Genomic DNA, 17,289 nt, shown 5'->3' with positions numbered 1-17,289 from the left:
GGAACACCGGCGGGCACGCGGCTCACGCCGAAGATGGCCAGCGTCGTCGAACGCATGGCCCGCGCAGGCCACCCGCCACTCGACAAGCAGACGCCCGAGGAGGCCAAGGCCTCCTACGAAAAGGGCGCCGGCGTGCTCGAAGTGCCGAAGCCCGAGCTGGCGCGCGTCGAAGACTTCACCATCACGGCGCGCGACGGATACCCGATTCCCGCGCGGCTGTACGCACCATCGTCAGCGGTGCTGCCGGTGCTGATCTATTTCCACGGCGGCGGCTTCACGGTCGGCAACATCCGCACGCACGACACGCTGTGCCGCGTGCTGAGCGCGAAGAGCGGCTGCGCGGTGATCTCCGTGGACTACCGGCTCGCGCCCGCGCACAAGTTCCCGACCGCGTCGAACGACGCTTGGGATGCCTTCCAGTTCATAGCGAAGGAGGGCACGGGCCTGGGCCTCGATCCGTCCAGACTGGCCGTGGGCGGCGACAGTGCCGGCGGCACGCTCGCGGCCGTGTGCGCCATCCTCGCGCGCGACGCGGGGTTGCCGCTGTCGCTGCAGATGCTGATCTACCCCGGCACCACCGCGCACCAGGACACGGCCTCGCACCTGCGGCACGTCGACGGCCCGCTGCTGACCAAGGCGATGATCGATTTCTTCTTCGCGCAGTACGTCAACACCCCGGCCGACCGCGACGACTGGCGCTTCGCGCCGCTCTTGGCCGACGACGTCGACGGCGTGGCGCCGGCCTGGATCGGCCTTGCCGAATGCGACCCGGTGGTGGACGAAGGCATCGCCTACGCAGACAAGCTGCGCGCGGCGGGCGTGCCGGTCGACCTGGAGATCTACCGCGGGGTGATCCACGAATTCATCAAGATGGGCCGGGCGATTCCGGAGGCGCTGCAGGCGCAGGACGATGCGGCCCGCGCAATCAAAGAGGCACTACTGGCACCATGAGCAACACGACGACAGCCACCGAACGCAAGGACTTCCGCTTCTTCCACCGCCTGCGCGTACGCTGGGCCGAAGTCGACATGCAGAAGATCGTCTTCAACGCGCACTACCTGATGTACTTCGACACCGCCATCGCCGACTACTGGCGCGCGCTGGCGCTGCCGTACGAGGAGTCGATGCACGCGATGGGTGGCGACCTGTACGTGCGCAAGGCGACGGTCGATTTCCGCGCTTCGGCGCGCATCGACGACGTGCTCGACGTTGGCATGCGCTGCGTGCGCATCGGCAACTCGTCGATCGTGTTCGAAGGCGGGCTGTTCCGGCAGGACCAGTTCCTGGTCGGCTGCGAGCTGGTCTATGTGTTCGCCGACCCGGCGACGCAGACGTCGAAGCCGGTGCCGCCGGCGCTGCGCGAAGTGCTGCTGGGCTACGAGGCCGGCGAAGCCATGCGCACCATCGAGACGGGCGACTGGGCCACGCTCGGCGAAGGCGCCGGCGCTTTGCGGCGCGCGGTGTTCATCGAGGAGCAGAACATTCCCGAATCGCTGGAGTGGGACGAGCAGGACGCCGTGGTGCTGCATGCGGTCGCGCGCAACCGGCTCGGGCAGGTCATCGCCACGGCCCGGCTGCTGCCGGCCGAGAACGGCGTCTCGCACATCGGCCGCGTGGCCGTGCATCGCAATCTGCGCAGCGGCGGCCATGGCGCCGCGGTGATGCAGGCGCTGGAGGAGGCTGCCAGGGAGCGCGGCGCCAGCGTGGTCGCACTGAACGCGCAACGCAGCGCCGAGCGCTTCTATGCGCGGCTGGGCTATGTGCCGCATGGAGACGGCTTCGAGGAGGCCGGCATTCCGCACATCGAGATGCGCCGGCCTCTTCGGTCCTCTTCTTCTTCTCAGTAACGGCTCGGCGGATCGGGCACATAGCCCGGATCCGAGCCGGGGAAGGGCGACGGCCCTGCGGGACGCGGCCAGCGCGGAGGGGGCGGCACCGGGATCACGCCCGCGGCGACGAGGTTCTCGCGGCTGTCGTAGCGGATGCGGACCACCTCGTCGGGTGACGACTGCGCGCGCTCGAAGGTCGTCCTGCCAACGTACGAGGTTTCGCGGCGGCCGTGGGCGGTGCCGAGGCTCGGGCTGGGCGCGGATTGGCGGGCCAGGCTGCCGGAAGATTCGGTGGCCGCAGCGGGAGCGGCGTTGTCGGCTGCGCCTGCCTTGGCCCGCGCGTCGCCCTGGTACGACGACGATTCGCCGCGGCGCTCGCGCTCGGGGCCGTATCCGCCGTATTCATCGCGGCGCGGGAACGGCGTGAGCGGCGCAGGCGGCGGTTCGGGCATGCGCTCGCGGAACATCGCGACGCCGATCACGCCCACGTCGTCGGGCCGGCCGGTGCGGCTTGCGTACGAATTGCCTGCCGCGGCGAATTCGAAGGCGGCGATCTGCGAATCGCTCTTGCGCCAGCCGGTGATGTCGCTGCGCTCGCGGGCGCCGAACACGTAGCCGTTCTGCCCGACGCCAGCGGTTTCGCCCGTGACCACGTTGACGCCGTCGACGGACATCACGGCCATGATGCGCTCGCCCATCGCGTTGCGCGCCCGGACGGCGTAGCGCGCGCCGGGGCGGCCGGCCACCCAGTATTCGCCCCGATGGCGGTAGATCGGCAGTTCGGCGCCGCTGCCGCGGTCGACCACGCTGATCTGCATCAGCGAGCCGATGCGGCTGGACGGCGTGGAGGGAACGTAGGGCCGTTCCGAGGTCTGCGCGCAGGCCGGGAACGACGAGGCCACGGCGCTCAGGGCCAGGGCGGTGGAAAAGAGTCTGCGCTTCATGGTGTTTCCTTGCCGGAGTTGATCGGTGCCGGCTTCTACGGCTCGGCAACGGCAACGGGGTTGGGAGACGCGCAAAAAAATGGCGCCGTCGATTTTCGACAGCGCCAAACAAACACCCGCTTTGAGGGCGTTGGGGGTTTAAAGGGTGCGCAGGCTCAGATGTCTTCGAGCAGCGGGTAGGGCAGCGGCTCGACCGTGAGCGCCGGGCCGTCGGCCGCGCCGGCGCGCAGGCCACCGGCCTCGAGCGCGGCGATCTGCATGGAGATCAGCGCGGACCAGCCGCCATCGGGCGCCGGCGCGGCCTGCGCCACGGTGCCCACCGGCTGCTCGGCGTCGCCGGCGGCGAACACTTCCTGCCCCACGGCCACCGGCGCATCGGCCTGGACGAGGTAGGTGCGCCGCTTCAGCGTGCCGCGGAACTGGCTTCGCGCGACCACTTCCTGGCCGGGATAGCAGCCCTTCTTGAAGTTCACGCCGCCCACGGATTCGTAATTGATCATCTGTGGCACGAAGGCGTCGATGACGGGCGTGGTCAGCGTCACGATGCCGCTGCGCACCTCGCTCCATTGCCACAGGTTGTCGTCCAGAGCCGGGCCCGTGGGCGCGGCATGCCCGGCCGGCGCGATCCAGAGCGCGCGAGGCACGCCGTCGGCCGGGTAGAGCGACACGGCGCTGGCTTCGTCGCCGACAGCCGTGCGCTTGCCGGGCGGGGCCGCCGCGTCGAGCCCGTTGGCGGTAAGGGCGGTGCCGGCCAGGCCGTACAGCGCGTACTGCTCGGTGGCGTCGCTCAGCTTGGCCTTGGCGCGCAGCACATACATCGACAGGCGCTTGAGCGTGGCGGCAAGGATGTCGCGGCTGCACACCAGCAGGATCAGTTCCGGTTGCGGTTTGATGCCGATGAAACTCGCGATCACACGGCCCTTGGCGGTGCACAGCGCGGCCAGGCGGGCGTCGGAGGCTCCGAGCAGGGAGAAGTCCTGTGTGAGCTGGCCGTGGAGGAAGCTGGCGGCGTCCGGACCTTCGGCACGGATCACGCCGAGATGGGAGAGGGCGGTCACCCCATTGAGAACGACAGTGGTCATCGCTGAATTATCATGGCCGGGCCTGTTCCTTCGAGGCGGCAGGGGCTCCAGCCCTTCGGTTCGCAAGGGCACCGTTTTTTGATTGCCTCCGGCTTTTTCCCCGTCATCCCCACATCGGACTCGTGCGCAGTTTCTTCCTCACGCTCTTCCTGCTCGCCGCCCTGGCCGTGCTTGCGCTCGGCGGCGCCGGCCTTTGGTGGGTGCATCAGCCACTCAAGCTGCCTGCGCCCAGCGTCGACCTGTCGGTCGAGCCCGGCACCACGCCGCGCGGCATTGCCCAGGCGGTGGCCGACACAGGTGTCGATGTCCAGCCGCAACTGCTCTACCTGTGGTTCCGCGTCTCGGGACAGGACCGCCAGATGCGCGCCGGCAGCTACGAACTGGAGCGCGGCGTCACGCCCAAGCTGCTGCTCAACATCCTGGTGCGCGGCGAGGAAGCCACCCGCAGCGTGGTGCTGGTGGAAGGCTGGAACATCCGCCAGGTGCGCGCCGCGCTGGCCAAGGCCGATCAGCTCAAGCCCGAGAGCGTGGGCATGACCGACGAGGCGCTCATGGCCAAGCTGGGCAAGCCCGGCTTGCACCCGGAAGGGCGCTTCTTCCCGGACACATACACCTACTCGAAGGGCTCGACCGACATCGCCCTGCTGCAGCGCGCGATGCGCGCCATGGACAAGAAGCTGGAAGCTGCCTGGGCCGCCCGAGCTTCCGACTTGCCGCTGAAATCGGCCGATGAGGCGCTTATTCTGGCCAGCATTGTCGAAAAGGAGACAGGCAAGGCCAACGACCGCGCGGAAATCGCGGCCGTGTTCTCCAACCGCCTGCGCATCGGCATGCCGCTGCAGACCGACCCAACCGTCATCTACGGCATGGGCACCGCCTTCGACGGCAACCTGCGCAAGAAAGACCTCCAGACCGACACGCCCTGGAACACCTACACGCGCGGCGGCCTGCCGCCCACGCCGATTTCCATGCCCGGCAAGGCGGCGCTGCTGGCGGCGGTGCAGCCTGCGCAAAGCAAATCGCTGTATTTCGTGTCGCGCGGCGACGGCACCAGCCAGTTCAGCAGTTCGCTCGACGATCACAACCGCGCGGTCAACCGCTACCAGCGCGGCGGCGACACCAAACCGAAGGCGACGACCCAATGAGTGACCAAGGCTTGTTTCTGACGCTGGAAGGCATCGACGGCGCGGGCAAGTCGAGCCATCTCGACGCGCTGGAGGCGCTGTTCAAGGCGCAGGGCCGCACGGTCGTACGCACACGCGAACCCGGCGGCACGCCATTGGCCGAAACGCTGCGCGGGCTGGTCCTCGAGAAGCCGATGGACCCGCTGACCGAATCGTTGCTGGTGTTCGCAGCCCGGCGCGACCACATCGCCCAGGTCATCGGCCCGGCACTGGCGCGTGGCGATGTGGTGCTTTGCGACCGGTTCACCGATGCCACCTTCGCCTATCAGGGTGCGGGGCGCGGTTTCGACAACGCCGTGTTGTCGACTCTCGAACAATGGGTCCAGGGGCAGGCGGGCGGCACGAAGCTGTTGCAGCCACGGATCACGCTGTGGTTCGACCTCGCTCCCGAGATCGCCGCACAGCGGCTGGCCGGTGCTCGCGTGCCCGACAAGTTCGAGGCGCAACCGGTCGAGTTCTTCCGCCGCGTTGCCCAGGGCTATGCGGACCGCGCAAGCACCGACGCGCAGCGCTTCGTGCGCATCGACGCCAGCCAGACGCGCGAGCAGGTCTGGCTGCAGATCGAGTCCGAGCTGAGGGCGCGTGGCGTGCTGGCCGGAGGTCGCGCCGGATGAGCGCCGAGGCACTGTCTCCCTGGCTGCGCCGGCCGCTGACCGAACTGCTGCGCCAGCGCGGCCACGCCTGGCTGCTGCAGGGCCCGTCGGGCATCGGCCAGTACGAGCTGGCACTGGCACTGGCGTCCGCCTGGCTGTGCGAGCAGCCGACGGAGGAGGGCACCGCCTGCGGCAATTGCCCGAGCTGCCACGCCATCGAGGTGCGCACGCATGCCGACCTCTGCGTGCTGATGCCCGAGGTGGCGATGCAGGAGCTTGGCTGGCCGCTCGACGAAAAGGCACAGGCGGACATCGATGACAAGAAGCGCAAGCCCAGCCGCGAGATCCGCGTGGAGGCGATGCGCGACGCGGTCGGCTTCGCCCAGCGCACCAGCGCGCGCGGCCGCGGCAAGGTGGTGCTGGTGTATCCGGCCGAGCGCATGAACACGATCACGGCCAATGCGCTGCTGAAGACGCTGGAGGAGCCCGTGGGCGACGTGCGCTTCGTGCTCGCCAGCGAGGCCGCGTGGCAGCTGCTGCCGACCATCCGCAGCCGCTGCCTGGGTTTCACGCTGCCATGGCCCGCAACCGCCGAGGCCGAGGCCTGGCTCGCCGCGCAGGACGTGCCCGCCGCCGACGCGGCCGCCTTGCTGCGCGCCGCCGGTGGCCGGCCCAGCGATGCACTGAAGCTTGCGCGCTCGGGACAGTCGCCCAAGGCCTGGGCACTGCTGCCCAAGGCCATGGTGCGCGGCGACGTCGGCGCGCTGGCCGATCACGCGCCCGCGCAGGCTGTCGGCGCGCTGCAGAAGCTCTGCCATGACCTGATGGCCGTCGGCAACGGCGCCGCACCCCGTTTCTTCGAGGCCGCCGATCTGCCCGCTGCGCCGCCCCGGCTGGCGCTCGCGCGCTGGTCGAAGTCGCTCGCAAGCGCCGCGAGAACCGCGGAGCACCCGTTCAATGCCGGCCTCATGCTCGAAGCGCTTGTGAGCGAAGCGCGAACCACCCTAAACTCTGCCGCTCGTCGCCGACCATGAACCAACCTGCCGCATCCGCTGCACCCGCAGCATCCTCCACACCCGCCCGGCCGAGCGTCATCCAGCTCGCCATCAAGGAAAAGGGCGCGCTGTACGCGGCCTACATCCCGCTGTTCGCCGAGGGCGGCATCTTCATTCCGACCACGCGCGAATACCGGCTCGGCGACGACGTCTACGTGCTGCTGACGCTGCCCGAAGACCCGCAGCGCTACCCGGTGGCCGGCAAGGTCGCCTGGATCACGCCGCCGCGCGCCGCCGGCAACCGGGCGCCGGGCGTGGGTATCCGTTTTCCTTCCGACGAGAAGTCGCGCCAGCTGAAGGCGCGCATCGAGGCGGCACTCGGCGGTTCGATGGCCTCCGACCGCCCCACGCAAACCATCTGAGTTTTCCGCCCGTCCTCGTGACGCGGAACTCGATCGACGGCGCCTACCTCCCATACGAAACCCGGCAGTCCGGGCCAGACAAGGGGGTGCGCCTCGCATCCCACCATTTCCGATGTTCACAGACTCCCACTGCCACCTCACCTTTCCCGAATTCGCGGGCCAGATGCCGCAGATTCGCGCCGCCATGGCCGCGGCGCAGGTCGACCGGGCGCTTTGCATCTGCACCAAGCTCGAGGAATTCGACGAAGTGCAGGCCTTGGCCGCCAGCTACGACAACTTCTGGGCCAGCGTGGGCGTGCACCCCGACAACGAGGACATCGCCGAGCCCTCGATCGAAGATCTGGTTCGGCTTTCGCAGCGGCCGCGCGTGGTCGCCATCGGCGAGACCGGCCTCGACTACTACCAGATGGAAGAGCGCAAGGGCGGCCGCAGCATTTCCGACCTGGAATGGCAGCGCGACCGCTTCCGTGTGCACATCCGCGCCGCCCAGCAGACGCGCAAGCCGCTGATCATCCACACCCGCGAAGCCTCGGCGGACACGCTGGCGATCCTGAAGGAAGAGGGCGAAGACGGCTCGCCCGGCGCTGCCGGCGGCGTGTTCCATTGCTTCACCGAGACCGCCGAGGTGGCCCGCGCCGCGCTCGACCTGGGCTTCTACATCTCGTTCTCCGGCATCCTGACCTTCAAGAAAGCGCAGGACCTGCGCGACGTGGCCGCCTTCGTGCCGCTGGACCGCATGCTGATCGAGACCGACAGCCCGTACCTCGCGCCGGTGCCGTACCGCGGCAAGACCAACAACCCGTCTTACGTGCCCTATGTGGCGCAGCAGATCGCCGAACTCAGGCAGATGCCCGTAGAGGCCATCGCCAAGGCCACGAGCGACAATTTCGAAGCATTGTTCAGGGAAGTCAAATCATGAAAAACTACTTCAAGAAATCTATCTATCTTGTTGTCATTGCTGCATCTTTTACAGCGAACGCCGGTTCGTTCGAAGACTTCTTCCGCGCCGTTCGCGGCGACAACGCCAGCGGCGTCAGCAACCTGATCCAGCGCGGCTTCGACCCCAATACGCGCGACGAGCACGGCCAGACCGGCCTGCTGATCGCGCTGCGCGAGCCCTCGCCGAAGGTGATCAAGGTGCTGATCGAAGCGCCGCAGACCGACGTGGACATCGCCAGTCCGAAGGACGAGACCCCGCTGATGCTCGCTGCGATCAAGGGCCAGCAGGACGTGGTCGCCCAATTGCTCAAGCGCGACGCTGCCGTCAACAAGACCGGATGGACGCCGCTGCACTACGCGGCCACCAGCGGGCAGATCGCGATCATGAAGACGCTGCTCGAGAACTTCGCCTTCATCGACGCGCAATCGCCCAACGGCACCACGCCGCTGATGATGGCCGCCATGTACGGCTCCAACGATGCCGTGAAGCTGCTGCTTGAAGAAGGCGCCGACACGACCATGAAGAACCAGCTGGGCATGACCGCCGTCGACTTCGCCAACAAGGCGAACCGCTCGGAAGCCGCCTCGATGATCGCCGCGGCCGCCAATGCGAAAGCCAGCGCGGCCAAGGCCGTTCCCAAGGACGGCAAGTGGTGAGCTTGGTTCTTCTTCGGCGCGGCTGCTCGCGTGCACAGGATTCGCAAAGCACATTCCTAGTGAATCTGAGAATCTTCACACAATGTGCATTATGTTAAATAAGGCGCGCGGGAGGCAACCAGGAGTTCTGCCCCATTGCCGGCAAGCTACCCTGTAGAGCCTAAGCGCCGTAGGCCGTCATGAAGACCCGAACAGCCTCTTGCAGAAGAGCCTTGTTTTCCCGGGTATCCGGCATCTCGAGCTTCAGCATTCCGCGGATGTGGCCGGAGCCCAGGAACATTGACAGGAACAGGTCCGCTGCCTGGAGCGGATTCCGCACCTTCAGCGTGCCCGCCGAGCTGGCAAGAAGCAGATATGCAGCCAGTTCGTCCATCACACGCTCCGGACCCTCCTTGTACAGCGCGCGACAGACTTCCGGTTGCGCCCCCGCGACGCCATAGACGGCGCGCAACGCGCCCAGGGCGTCCCCGCGCGCCAGCGCGAGAAACCGCTCCCCAATCACCAGCAGCACCTTCTCCGGCTGGTTCGGGTCCAGCGCCCCGGCCCCGGGGAATCCAGCCATCACGGCTACCGTCCTGTCGCGCACGACCGCCTCGAACAGCCCCTCCTTGGAGCCGAAGTTGCTGTACACGGTCATCTTGGAGACGCCCGCGTCGGCAGCGATGGCATCCACGCTGGCGCGCTCCAGACCATGCCGATCGAAGTGCGTCTGCGCCGCCTCCAGGATGCGCCGGCTGCGCTCAGGATCGCGCGGCCGCCCGCGTTGAGGCTTCGGGGCAGGAATTGGAGATCGGGTCATGGGCATATTTATTGGACTTGACAGTCTACTATATGTGTTCCACATTACTGTACTTGAAAGTCCAGTAATAACCACCCCACACGGAACCCATCACCATGAATGACGTCATCATCATTGGCGGCAGCTTTGCCGGCCTCGCCGCGGCCCTGCAGCTCGGCCGTGCCCGCCGCAAGGTCACCGTTCTCGATACCGGCCTGCCGCGCAATCGCTTCGCCGGCCATTCGCATGGCCTGCTCGGCCATGATCACAAGCCACCGCTGGACATCCTCGCCGAGGCGCGGCAGCAGCTGGCGCGGTATCCCGCGATCAAGCTGGTCAATGCACAGGCCGACAACGTCTCCGGCGTCATCGACGATTTCTCCGTTCTCACTGACGATGGCGAAAGCCTCGGAGCGCGCCGCGTGATCCTGAGCTACGGCGTCGCCGACCAGATGCCAGACGTCCCAGGCTTCGCCGAAAGCTGGGGCACGTCCATCGTGCCCTGCCCCTATTGCGACGGCTTCGAAGTCGCCGACCGGCACTGGGGCCACGTCTGGTCCGGCCCGCAGTCGCACAATCAGGCCAGGCTGTTCCGCGATTGGACCGACAAGTTGACCGTCTTCGCTGACGGTCGCGACATTGCGCCCGATATCCGGGCCGATCTGGTGAATCGCAACATCGCTGTCGTCGACGGCCGGATCATCGATATCGCCCATCACAAGGGCCGCATTGCCACAGTCAATCTCGATAGCGGCCGCAATGTCGCGGTCGACGTCCTGTTCGCCAGCCCGCGCAACAAGCCGTCCGCAAGCCTGCATGAAGCATTGGGCCTCGCCACGGCCGATACGCCCACCGGCATCGTGCTGAAGGTCGACGAGCGCCGCCAGACCAGCGTGCCCGGCATCTACGCCGCCGGCGACCTCGCCACGCCCTTCCTGCCCTCGGTCACCCAGGCATCGTCGCAGGGTGCGATGGCGGGCATCTTCGCCCAGCAATCGATGCTGGCTTGAACTCTTGAGGCGCTCGTCCGCGGAACGTGAACCTCACCCATGAAACGCCATGAAGGCGGCACCGGGCACTGCGTTCAAGCTCAACGGAGGGTCTTGCCGGCCTTGATCCGACTTTCGAGGAAATCGAGGAACGCCCGGTGAACCGCGGTGCTGTGGCGTCTTTGCAGGTAGACGGCTGAAAGCCACATGTCACTGCGCACGAAATCCGACAGCGCGGGAACCAGCCGGCCGCTGTCGAGATAGGGCTTCAGCATGACCGTCGGCAAGTACAGCACGCCAGCGCCTTGCAGTGCGGCCTGGATGAGCGGGCTGGCCTCGGTGGCATCCAGCCGGCCACGCACCGCGATCTCCAACGGCTCGCCGTCGACCTGGAAGCGCCACTTGGACGATGGATTCAGGTGGGTACTGATCAACGCATCGTGGTTGGCGAGTTCGCTGGGGTGGGAGGGGACTCCTCTGCTTTTCCAGTACATCGGGGCCGCGCACACGGTCAACCCCATCAGAAGCAACTTGCGAACGATCAGGTTTTCGTTCGCGATCGGCCCAAAGCGCAACGCAATGTCGACCCCCTCCTCTGCCAGGTCGACAAGGCGATTGGTCAGCAAGAGACTGATGCTGGCATCGGGGTAGTGACCCAGGAAGGTGTTGAAGAGCGCCGGCAACTCGGTCTGGTCGATGCCGTGGGGCGCGGAAATGCGCAAACGGCCGCTCGGAGTCAACGCGCGATCCTGCAGTTCCGCACGGGTTGCTTCCACCAACTCCAGCATGGGCTTGCTCCGCTCGAGCAAGAGCACGCCGGCATCCGTGAGGCTGACGGCGTGGCTGTTCCTGTTCAGCAGTCGCACACCGAAGCGCCCCTCGAGCTTCGCGACGTACTTGCTCACGGTGGCTCTGGACAGTTCGAGGTGCTTCGCGGCGCGCGAGAAGCTGCCCGACACTGCGACTTCGTTGAAGGTTCGCAAGAGTTCCAAGCTGTCCAAGGCCTCTCCTTCCTTGCAAGACGGTGCCAGACACCGGCCAGGCCGGCTCCGGCGGGTCGATGTATCAGGCGAGACCGAGCTTTTTTCTCAAGCTCGCGTCGACCGGGCCCGCGGGCATGAAACGGCGAAGCTTCGCCAGGACCGAGGCCTCGCCGGGCGGCGTGCAACGCATGCGCCAGGGGCCGAGCGCCGCTTCCACGATGGTGTTGGCCACGCCCTGCGGCGGCGGCGCGTTGTTGACGCTGTCGGCCACCGCGCGCTCGACCTGGCCGCGTTCGCGGTCGTAGTCCGCGATCGGCGCCTTGGCACGCGGCGCATTGATGTCGAGGTTGGTCCGGGTGAACGCCGGCTGCACCAGCGTCACGCGAACGCCGAACTGGCGCACCTCGTGGTCCAGCGACTCCGAGAGGCCCTCGAGCGCATGCTTGGCGGCCGCATACATGCCCATGTAGGGCGCCGGCATCACGCCGAACAGCGAGCTCACATTGACGATGCGCCCGCGATGCTGCTTGCGCATGGAGGGGAGCACGGCGCGCGTGACGCGCAGCACGCCGAAGACATTGGTGTCGAACAGCGCCGCGGCTTCTGCCGTCGCCGTCTCTTCGACCGCGCCGAGCATCATCATTCCCGCGTTGTTGACCAGCACATCGATGCGCAGGCCCTGCTCGATGATGGAGTCGATGCCGGCCTGCACCGATTCCTCCTCCCGGACATCCATTTCGACGAACTCCACACCGGGCACCACGGGCGCCTTGCGCAGGTCGCGCACGGTGCCGAACACCCGGCAGCCGCGCGCGACGAAGATTTCCGCGGCAACGCGCCCGATGCCCGATGACGCGCCGGTCACGACGACAACCGATGAACTCGACATGATGTTTTCCTTCGATCTGAACAAGTGGTGAAAAGCGTTGTCAGTGCGCAGCGGCTGCGGCGTCGCCGGGCCTGATCCTGAACCAGATGGAGTACATCGCCGGCAGGAACACCAGCGTCAGGACCGTGCCCGCGAGGGTGCCGCCGATCAGCGTGTACGCGAGCGCCCCCCAGAACACGGAATGGGTCAGCGGGATGAACGCCAGGATCGCCGCCAGCGCGGTCAGGACCACCGGTCGCGCACGCTGCACGGTGGCCTCGACGACCGCGTGGAACGGATCGAGCCCGTCCTGCTGGTTGTGGTGGATCTGGCCGATCAGGATCAGCGTGTTGCGCATCAGGATGCCCGAGAGCGCCACGAGGCCGACCAGCGCATTGATGCCGAAGGGCTGCTGGAATGCAAGCAGCGTCGGCACCACGCCGATCAGCCCCAACGGGCTCGTCAGGAAGACCATGACCATCGCGGAGATCGAACGCACCTGGAAGATGATGATCAGCAGCGTGGCCGCCAGCATGATGGGGAACAGCGGCAGCATGGCCCTGGTCGCCTTGCCCGATTCCTCGATGGAGCCGGCCTCGTCGATACGGTAGCCGGAGGGCAGCTTGTCCATGACCGGGCGCAACTGAGCGGTGATGGCCGTCGACACATCGGGCGGCTGCAGGCCGTCGGCGATGTCGCCGTGCACGGTGATCGTCGGCACGCGGTCGCGCCGGCGCATGACGGGTTCCTCCATGCGCACCTCAACTTCGCCCACCTGCGACAACGGAATGCGTTGCCCGTTGGCACCCGACAGCGTGAAGTCGGCAATCCTCGACGCGTCGAGGCGACTGGCGCCGGCCGAGCGCGCCACCACCTGCACCGTGCGGATGTCCTCGCGCACGGCGGTGACGGGCACACCGCTCAGGAAGAACTGCAACTGCTGCGCCACCGCGCTGGAACTCAGCCCCACGGCCTGCAGGCGGTCCTGGTGCAGGGTGAAGTGCAGCGTGGGCGTGCGCGTACCCCAGTCGGTGTTGACCGTGCGCATCATCGGACTCGCATCCATCACCTGCTGTACCTGCGCCGCGATGTCGCGCAGCTTGTCGGGGTCCGGGCCCGTGACGCGGTAGGCGACGGGAAACGGCGAATACGGGCCGAACACCAATTGCGTGACGCGCACGCGCGCTTCGGAGGCCAGGCCGCCGGCGATGGCCTCTCGCAGCCGGTGCTTCAAGGCCTCGCGCTCTTCCTGGCTGTCGGTGCGCACCACGATCTTGGAGAACGACGGATCGGGCAGCTCGGGGCCCATCGCGAAGAAGAAGCGCGGTGCGCCCTGCCCGATATAGGACGTGACGATGTGGGCCTCCTTCTGTCCGGCCAACCACGCCTCCACCTTCGCCGTGGCCTCGCTGGTGCGAGTGATCGAGGTGCCATAGGGCATCTGCACCTCCACCAGGACTTCGGGCCGGTCCGAGATCGGGAAGAACTGTTTCTTGACAAGGCCCATGCCGAGGACCGCCGCCACGAGAAGGCCGACCACCGCACCGGCCACCGCCCATTTGCGTGCGATGACGCGGCCGAGCATCCCGCGCAGCCGGTTGTAGCGCGGCGTGCCGTAGATCGCGGCATGGCCGCCCTCGATCTTCTTGAAATCGGGCAGCAACTTGACACCGAGATAGGGCGTGAAGACCACCGCGACCACCCAGGACGCGATCAGCGCGATGCCGACGATCCAGAACATGTTGCTGGTGTATTCCCCTGCGCTTGATGGCGCGAAGCCGTTGGGCATGAAGCCGACGGCCGTGACCAGCGTGCCCGAAAGCATCGGCGCGGCCGTGTGGCTCCAGGCATAGGCGGAGGCGGCGACGCGGCTGTAGCCCTCCTCCATCTTCACCACCATCATCTCGATGGCGATGATCGCGTCGTCCACCAGCAGGCCCAGCGCGAGGATCAGGGAGCCGAGCGTGATGCGATCGAAGTCCTTGCCCGTAGCAGCCATCACCACGAAGACGATCGCCAGCGTCAGCGGCACTGCGGCGGCGACGACGAGGCCTGCGCGCCAGCCCATGCTCAGGAAGCTCACGAGCATGACCACCAGCAGCGCGGCGAAGAACTTGACCATGAACTCATCGACCGCGGCGCTGATGTTGACGGCCTGGTCCGTGACCTTGGTCAGGCTCATGCCCAGCGGCTGCTCGGCATTGATCGCTCCCACCTCGCGCTCCAGCGCCTTGCCCAGGTCGAGCCCGTTCCAGCCTTCCCGCATGACCACCCCCAGCAGCAGGGCCGGCTCGCCGCCGTTGCGGATCATGAAGCTCGCCGGGTCTTCATAGCCCCGCTTGACCTCGGCGATGTCCGACAGCTTCAGGGTGCGGCCTTGCGAGGTGACCGGCGTGTCGCGGATCTTGCGCAGCTCGTCGAACGGCCCGTCCAGGCGGATGAACACCTGGGGGCCCTTCGTTTCCACGGATCCCGCCGGCGTCAGGGCATTCTGGCCGTTGAGCGCCGCGAAGACGTCCTGCGCACTGACGCCCAGGGTCGCCAGGCGCTCGTGCGAGAACTCGACATAGATGCGCTCGGACTGCTCACCGGCGATGTTGACCTTCTTCACGCCCGGCACATGCAGCAGGCGCTGGCGCAGCGTCTCGGCGTCGCGCACCAGCAGGCGCTGCGCCTCGCCCTTCGCCTTGAGGGCGTACAGCGCGAAGGTGACGTCCGCGTACTCGTCGTTGAGCATCGGTCCGATCACGCCCACAGGCAGGTTGCCCGCCTCGTCGCCGACCTTCTTGCGGGCCTGGTAGAACTGCTCCTGCACCTGCGAAGGCGGTGTGCTGTCGAGCAGGGTCAGCGTCGTGAAGGCCAGGCCGGGCCGGGTGTAGGTCTCGGCGCGATCGTAGTAGCGCAGTTCCTGCAGCCGCTTCTCGAGCTTCTCGGCAACCTGGTCCTGCATTTCCTGCGCGGTCGCGCCGGGCCACGCGGTGACGATGGTCATCACCTTGATGGTGAAGGCCGGGTCTTCCGCCCGGCCCAGCTTGAAGAACGAAACCAGGCCCGCCAGCGAGATCAGGCAGATCAGGAACAAGGTGACCGAGCGCTCGCGCACCGCGAGCGCCGAGAGGTTGAAGCGGCCTGCGCTCACGGGCGGACTCCGCGCGCCGCGACGGCGCCCGCCTGGTCGGCCACCCGTACCTGCTCGCCCTCGCGCAGCAGATGCGCCCCGAGCGAGACGATCCGGTCGCCCTGCTGGAGCGACCCGGTAACGCGCGCGCCATCGTCATCCAGGCGTTCGACCACGACCGGCCGCCAGTTGACCCTGGCCGGCTCGCCGCTGACGAGCCACACCCCCGGCCCCTTGCCGGCGTCGAAGAGCGCGCCGATCGGTACCTGCAGTCCTCCCGACGCGGAGGGAAGGCCCTGAGGAATCCGGATGGTGACCGTCGCACCCAACGGCGCATCGGCGAGCTCACCCCTGAGGACATAGCGCGCCTCGAAGGTGCGCGTCTGCCGGTCCGCGGCCTCCGAGAGCTGCCGCAGCGTGGTCGCCACGCTCACGCCCTCCCTGCCGAAGAGCGTGGCCTGCCCCACGGCCCCGACCGCGGGGCGCAGGGTTTCCGGCAACTGGACCACGGCTTCGCGCGGGCCGGCGCGGGCCACACGGACCACCGTCTGACCAGCGCTCACGACCTGGCCGGGCTCGGCCAGCGTTTCCATGACCACCCCGTCGCCGTCGGCCACGAGTTCGGCATAGCCGCTCGCATTGCGCGCGACATCCGCCTGGGCCTCGGCCGCGCTGACCTGGGCCTTGGCCGTGTCCGCGGCCGCCTTGACCTGGTCGTAGGCCGATGCCGAGATCGCACCGGTGCCGCGCAGATCGCGGTAGCGGGCCTCGTCCTGCGCTGCTTGCTGCAAGCGCGCCCGTGCCGCGGCGACTGCCTCCTGCTGCGCATGGGCCGCAAGCTTCAGGTCGATGGGGTCGATGCGCATGAGCACCTGGCCGCGCCTGACGCCCTGCCCTGTGTCCACCAGCCGCTGCAGGACCTTGCCCGAGACCCGGAAGCCCAGGTCGCTCTGGATCCGGGCGGCTACGGTGCCCGTGAACGCACGCGACGCGGCGCCGGCGCCTTCGACGACCGCGACGCGAACCTGCGGCGCCTGGGTTCGTGGGTCGGGCGGCGCCTTCTCGCCGCAGGCGACCAGCGCGAGCGGCAATGCACAGGTGACGATGGAGATAGCAAGGCGGCGCCAAGGCATGAGAGTCCCGGTATCGAAATGATCAGGACCCACATTCTGATACCTGTGACCAATTCAGTCAACAGTCACAGACAAATCGGCTTCACGGAGACAGGCTGCGCAGCACCAGGCTGGACAGTTGGGCGGGCGCTTCAGCCGTGTGGTCGAAGCTGTACTGCAGCAGCAGCGGATTGATGTAGGGGTGCATGACGAGGTAGATGGCCGAGACTGCCTCATCGATCGGCGTCTTGCGCTCGAACTCCCCCGTCTCCCGGCCTTCGCGCAGGATGTCCTGAAGCAATTGCCGGATGTGCGCTTCGTGCGCAAACGCCACCTGCCAGCGCTCGGTGGCGGCGAAGCTCGCGATTTCGTAGAGCTTGCGATCCTCGGAGAACAGACGAAGGCTCGCCTCGACCACCGACTTGAACATCCGGCGCAGCTTCTCCGCAGGACGATCTGCCCCCTCGACCGCAGCCCGTACCTCGGCGTGGATCTCGCTCAGGCAGTTTGCGCAGATCATTTCGCCGATGGCCTGCTTGGACTCGAAGAACTTGTAGATGTACGCCTTGGAAAACCCGATGGCTTTGGCGAGATCGGAAACGGTCGTCTTTTCATACCCGTACCGGCTGAAGTGCTCGGTCGCCGCGGCAACGATCTGGTCGCGCACGTCATGGTCGACCGGCCCGCGCGCCACGCCGGCAGAGGAGATTTCTTTGCTCATGCCTGACAGCTTACCGCGCGCCGAATGATTGAACAACGAGTGACCATTTTGATATATAGTCACAGCCCAATCGAC

General features: G+C 67.3%; 17 protein-coding genes. 9 read left to right on the top strand and 8 right to left on the bottom strand.

What is annotated here, in order from left to right; translation table 11 throughout:
* Positions 1-33 precede the first annotated feature (33 nt).
* Together ABL838_RS15645 and ABL838_RS15640 are read left to right on the top strand one after the other, a co-directional pair.
* Positions 34-951 carry an alpha/beta hydrolase gene (locus ABL838_RS15645; RefSeq protein WP_260319304.1) on the top strand — a complete coding sequence of 306 codons (918 nt, stop codon included), beginning with the start codon at positions 34-36 and terminating at the stop codon, positions 949-951.
* Positions 948-1,847 (top strand): YbgC/FadM family acyl-CoA thioesterase, encoded by a 900-nt coding sequence (locus tag ABL838_RS15640; RefSeq protein WP_418121101.1) that lies wholly within the window; start codon positions 948-950, stop codon positions 1,845-1,847. The genes ABL838_RS15645 and ABL838_RS15640 overlap by 4 nt, the downstream gene beginning before the upstream one ends.
* On the opposite strand, the gene ABL838_RS15635 is transcribed toward ABL838_RS15640, so the two are convergent.
* Both ABL838_RS15635 and ABL838_RS15630 read right to left on the bottom strand, forming a co-directional pair.
* Positions 1,841-2,773, bottom strand: coding sequence for a hypothetical protein (locus ABL838_RS15635; protein WP_418121100.1), 933 nt, complete (start codon positions 2,771-2,773; stop codon positions 1,841-1,843). The genes ABL838_RS15640 and ABL838_RS15635 overlap by 7 nt on opposite strands.
* A 155-nt stretch (positions 2,774-2,928) precedes the next feature.
* Positions 2,929-3,855 (bottom strand): YgfZ/GcvT domain-containing protein, encoded by a 927-nt coding sequence (locus tag ABL838_RS15630; RefSeq protein ID WP_418121099.1) that lies wholly within the window; start codon positions 3,853-3,855, stop codon positions 2,929-2,931.
* 122 nt (positions 3,856-3,977) lie between these two features.
* Between ABL838_RS15630 and mltG the strand changes: the two genes are divergently transcribed.
* The 6 genes from mltG (at position 3,978) to ABL838_RS15600 (ending at position 8,645) form a co-directional block, all read left to right on the top strand.
* A complete protein-coding gene (gene mltG / locus ABL838_RS15625) occupies positions 3,978-5,000 on the top strand; it encodes an endolytic transglycosylase MltG (protein WP_184637839.1) in 1,023 nt (340 codons plus the stop codon).
* Positions 4,997-5,653 carry a dTMP kinase gene (gene tmk, locus ABL838_RS15620; RefSeq protein WP_418121098.1) on the top strand — a complete coding sequence of 219 codons (657 nt, stop codon included), beginning with the start codon at positions 4,997-4,999 and terminating at the stop codon, positions 5,651-5,653. The genes mltG and tmk overlap by 4 nt, the downstream gene beginning before the upstream one ends.
* Complete coding sequence (locus tag ABL838_RS15615) at positions 5,650-6,666, top strand: DNA polymerase III subunit delta' (RefSeq protein WP_126019963.1); 1,017 nt, start codon at positions 5,650-5,652, stop codon at positions 6,664-6,666. Before tmk ends, ABL838_RS15615 begins: the two co-directional genes overlap by 4 nt.
* On the top strand, positions 6,663-7,049 hold the full coding sequence (locus tag ABL838_RS15610) for a PilZ domain-containing protein (protein ID WP_126019960.1): 387 nt from the start codon (positions 6,663-6,665) through the stop codon (positions 7,047-7,049). Before ABL838_RS15615 ends, ABL838_RS15610 begins: the two co-directional genes overlap by 4 nt.
* Positions 7,050-7,161: 112 nt before the next feature.
* The gene (locus tag ABL838_RS15605; protein WP_184637845.1) at positions 7,162-7,968 is read left to right on the top strand and encodes a TatD family hydrolase; all 807 of its coding nucleotides are present in this window, start codon (positions 7,162-7,164) and stop codon (positions 7,966-7,968) included.
* Entirely contained in the window at positions 7,965-8,645 is a 681-nt protein-coding gene (locus tag ABL838_RS15600) for an ankyrin repeat domain-containing protein (protein ID WP_418121097.1), read from the top strand. Before ABL838_RS15605 ends, ABL838_RS15600 begins: the two co-directional genes overlap by 4 nt.
* Positions 8,646-8,805: 160 nt before the next feature.
* Here the strand turns inward: ABL838_RS15600 and ABL838_RS15595 are convergent, their stop codons facing one another.
* The gene (locus ABL838_RS15595; RefSeq protein ID WP_418121096.1) at positions 8,806-9,444 is read right to left on the bottom strand and encodes a TetR/AcrR family transcriptional regulator; all 639 of its coding nucleotides are present in this window, start codon (positions 9,442-9,444) and stop codon (positions 8,806-8,808) included.
* Between the two features lie 95 nt (positions 9,445-9,539).
* Between ABL838_RS15595 and ABL838_RS15590 the strand changes: the two genes are divergently transcribed.
* The gene (locus ABL838_RS15590; protein ID WP_418121095.1) at positions 9,540-10,433 is read left to right on the top strand and encodes an NAD(P)/FAD-dependent oxidoreductase; all 894 of its coding nucleotides are present in this window, start codon (positions 9,540-9,542) and stop codon (positions 10,431-10,433) included.
* Between the two features lie 80 nt (positions 10,434-10,513).
* On the opposite strand, the gene ABL838_RS15585 is transcribed toward ABL838_RS15590, so the two are convergent.
* The 5 genes from ABL838_RS15585 to ABL838_RS15565 form a co-directional block, all read right to left on the bottom strand.
* Positions 10,514-11,413, bottom strand: coding sequence for a LysR substrate-binding domain-containing protein (locus ABL838_RS15585; protein WP_418121093.1), 900 nt, complete (start codon positions 11,411-11,413; stop codon positions 10,514-10,516).
* A 64-nt stretch (positions 11,414-11,477) separates the two neighbouring features.
* The gene (locus ABL838_RS15580; RefSeq protein WP_418121092.1) at positions 11,478-12,284 is read right to left on the bottom strand and encodes an oxidoreductase; all 807 of its coding nucleotides are present in this window, start codon (positions 12,282-12,284) and stop codon (positions 11,478-11,480) included.
* Positions 12,285-12,324: 40 nt separating this feature from the next.
* On the bottom strand, positions 12,325-15,402 hold the full coding sequence (locus ABL838_RS15575; RefSeq protein ID WP_418121090.1) for an efflux RND transporter permease subunit: 3,078 nt from the start codon (positions 15,400-15,402) through the stop codon (positions 12,325-12,327).
* Positions 15,399-16,514, bottom strand: coding sequence for an efflux RND transporter periplasmic adaptor subunit (locus ABL838_RS15570; protein WP_418121089.1), 1,116 nt, complete (start codon positions 16,512-16,514; stop codon positions 15,399-15,401). Before ABL838_RS15570 ends, ABL838_RS15575 begins: the two co-directional genes overlap by 4 nt.
* A gap of 82 nt (positions 16,515-16,596) precedes the next feature.
* Complete coding sequence (locus ABL838_RS15565) at positions 16,597-17,214, bottom strand: TetR/AcrR family transcriptional regulator (RefSeq protein WP_418121088.1); 618 nt, start codon at positions 17,212-17,214, stop codon at positions 16,597-16,599.
* Between the last annotated feature and the right edge of the window lie 75 nt (positions 17,215-17,289).

Origin of the sequence: Variovorax sp. 160MFSha2.1, from assembly GCF_048305075.1 — a bacterium.
GTDB classification, from domain to species: Bacteria; Pseudomonadota; Gammaproteobacteria; order Burkholderiales; family Burkholderiaceae_C; genus Variovorax; species Variovorax guangxiensis.
The sequence above is the reverse complement of the archived record's forward strand: the minus strand, read 5'-3'. Positions and strand labels throughout refer to the sequence as shown.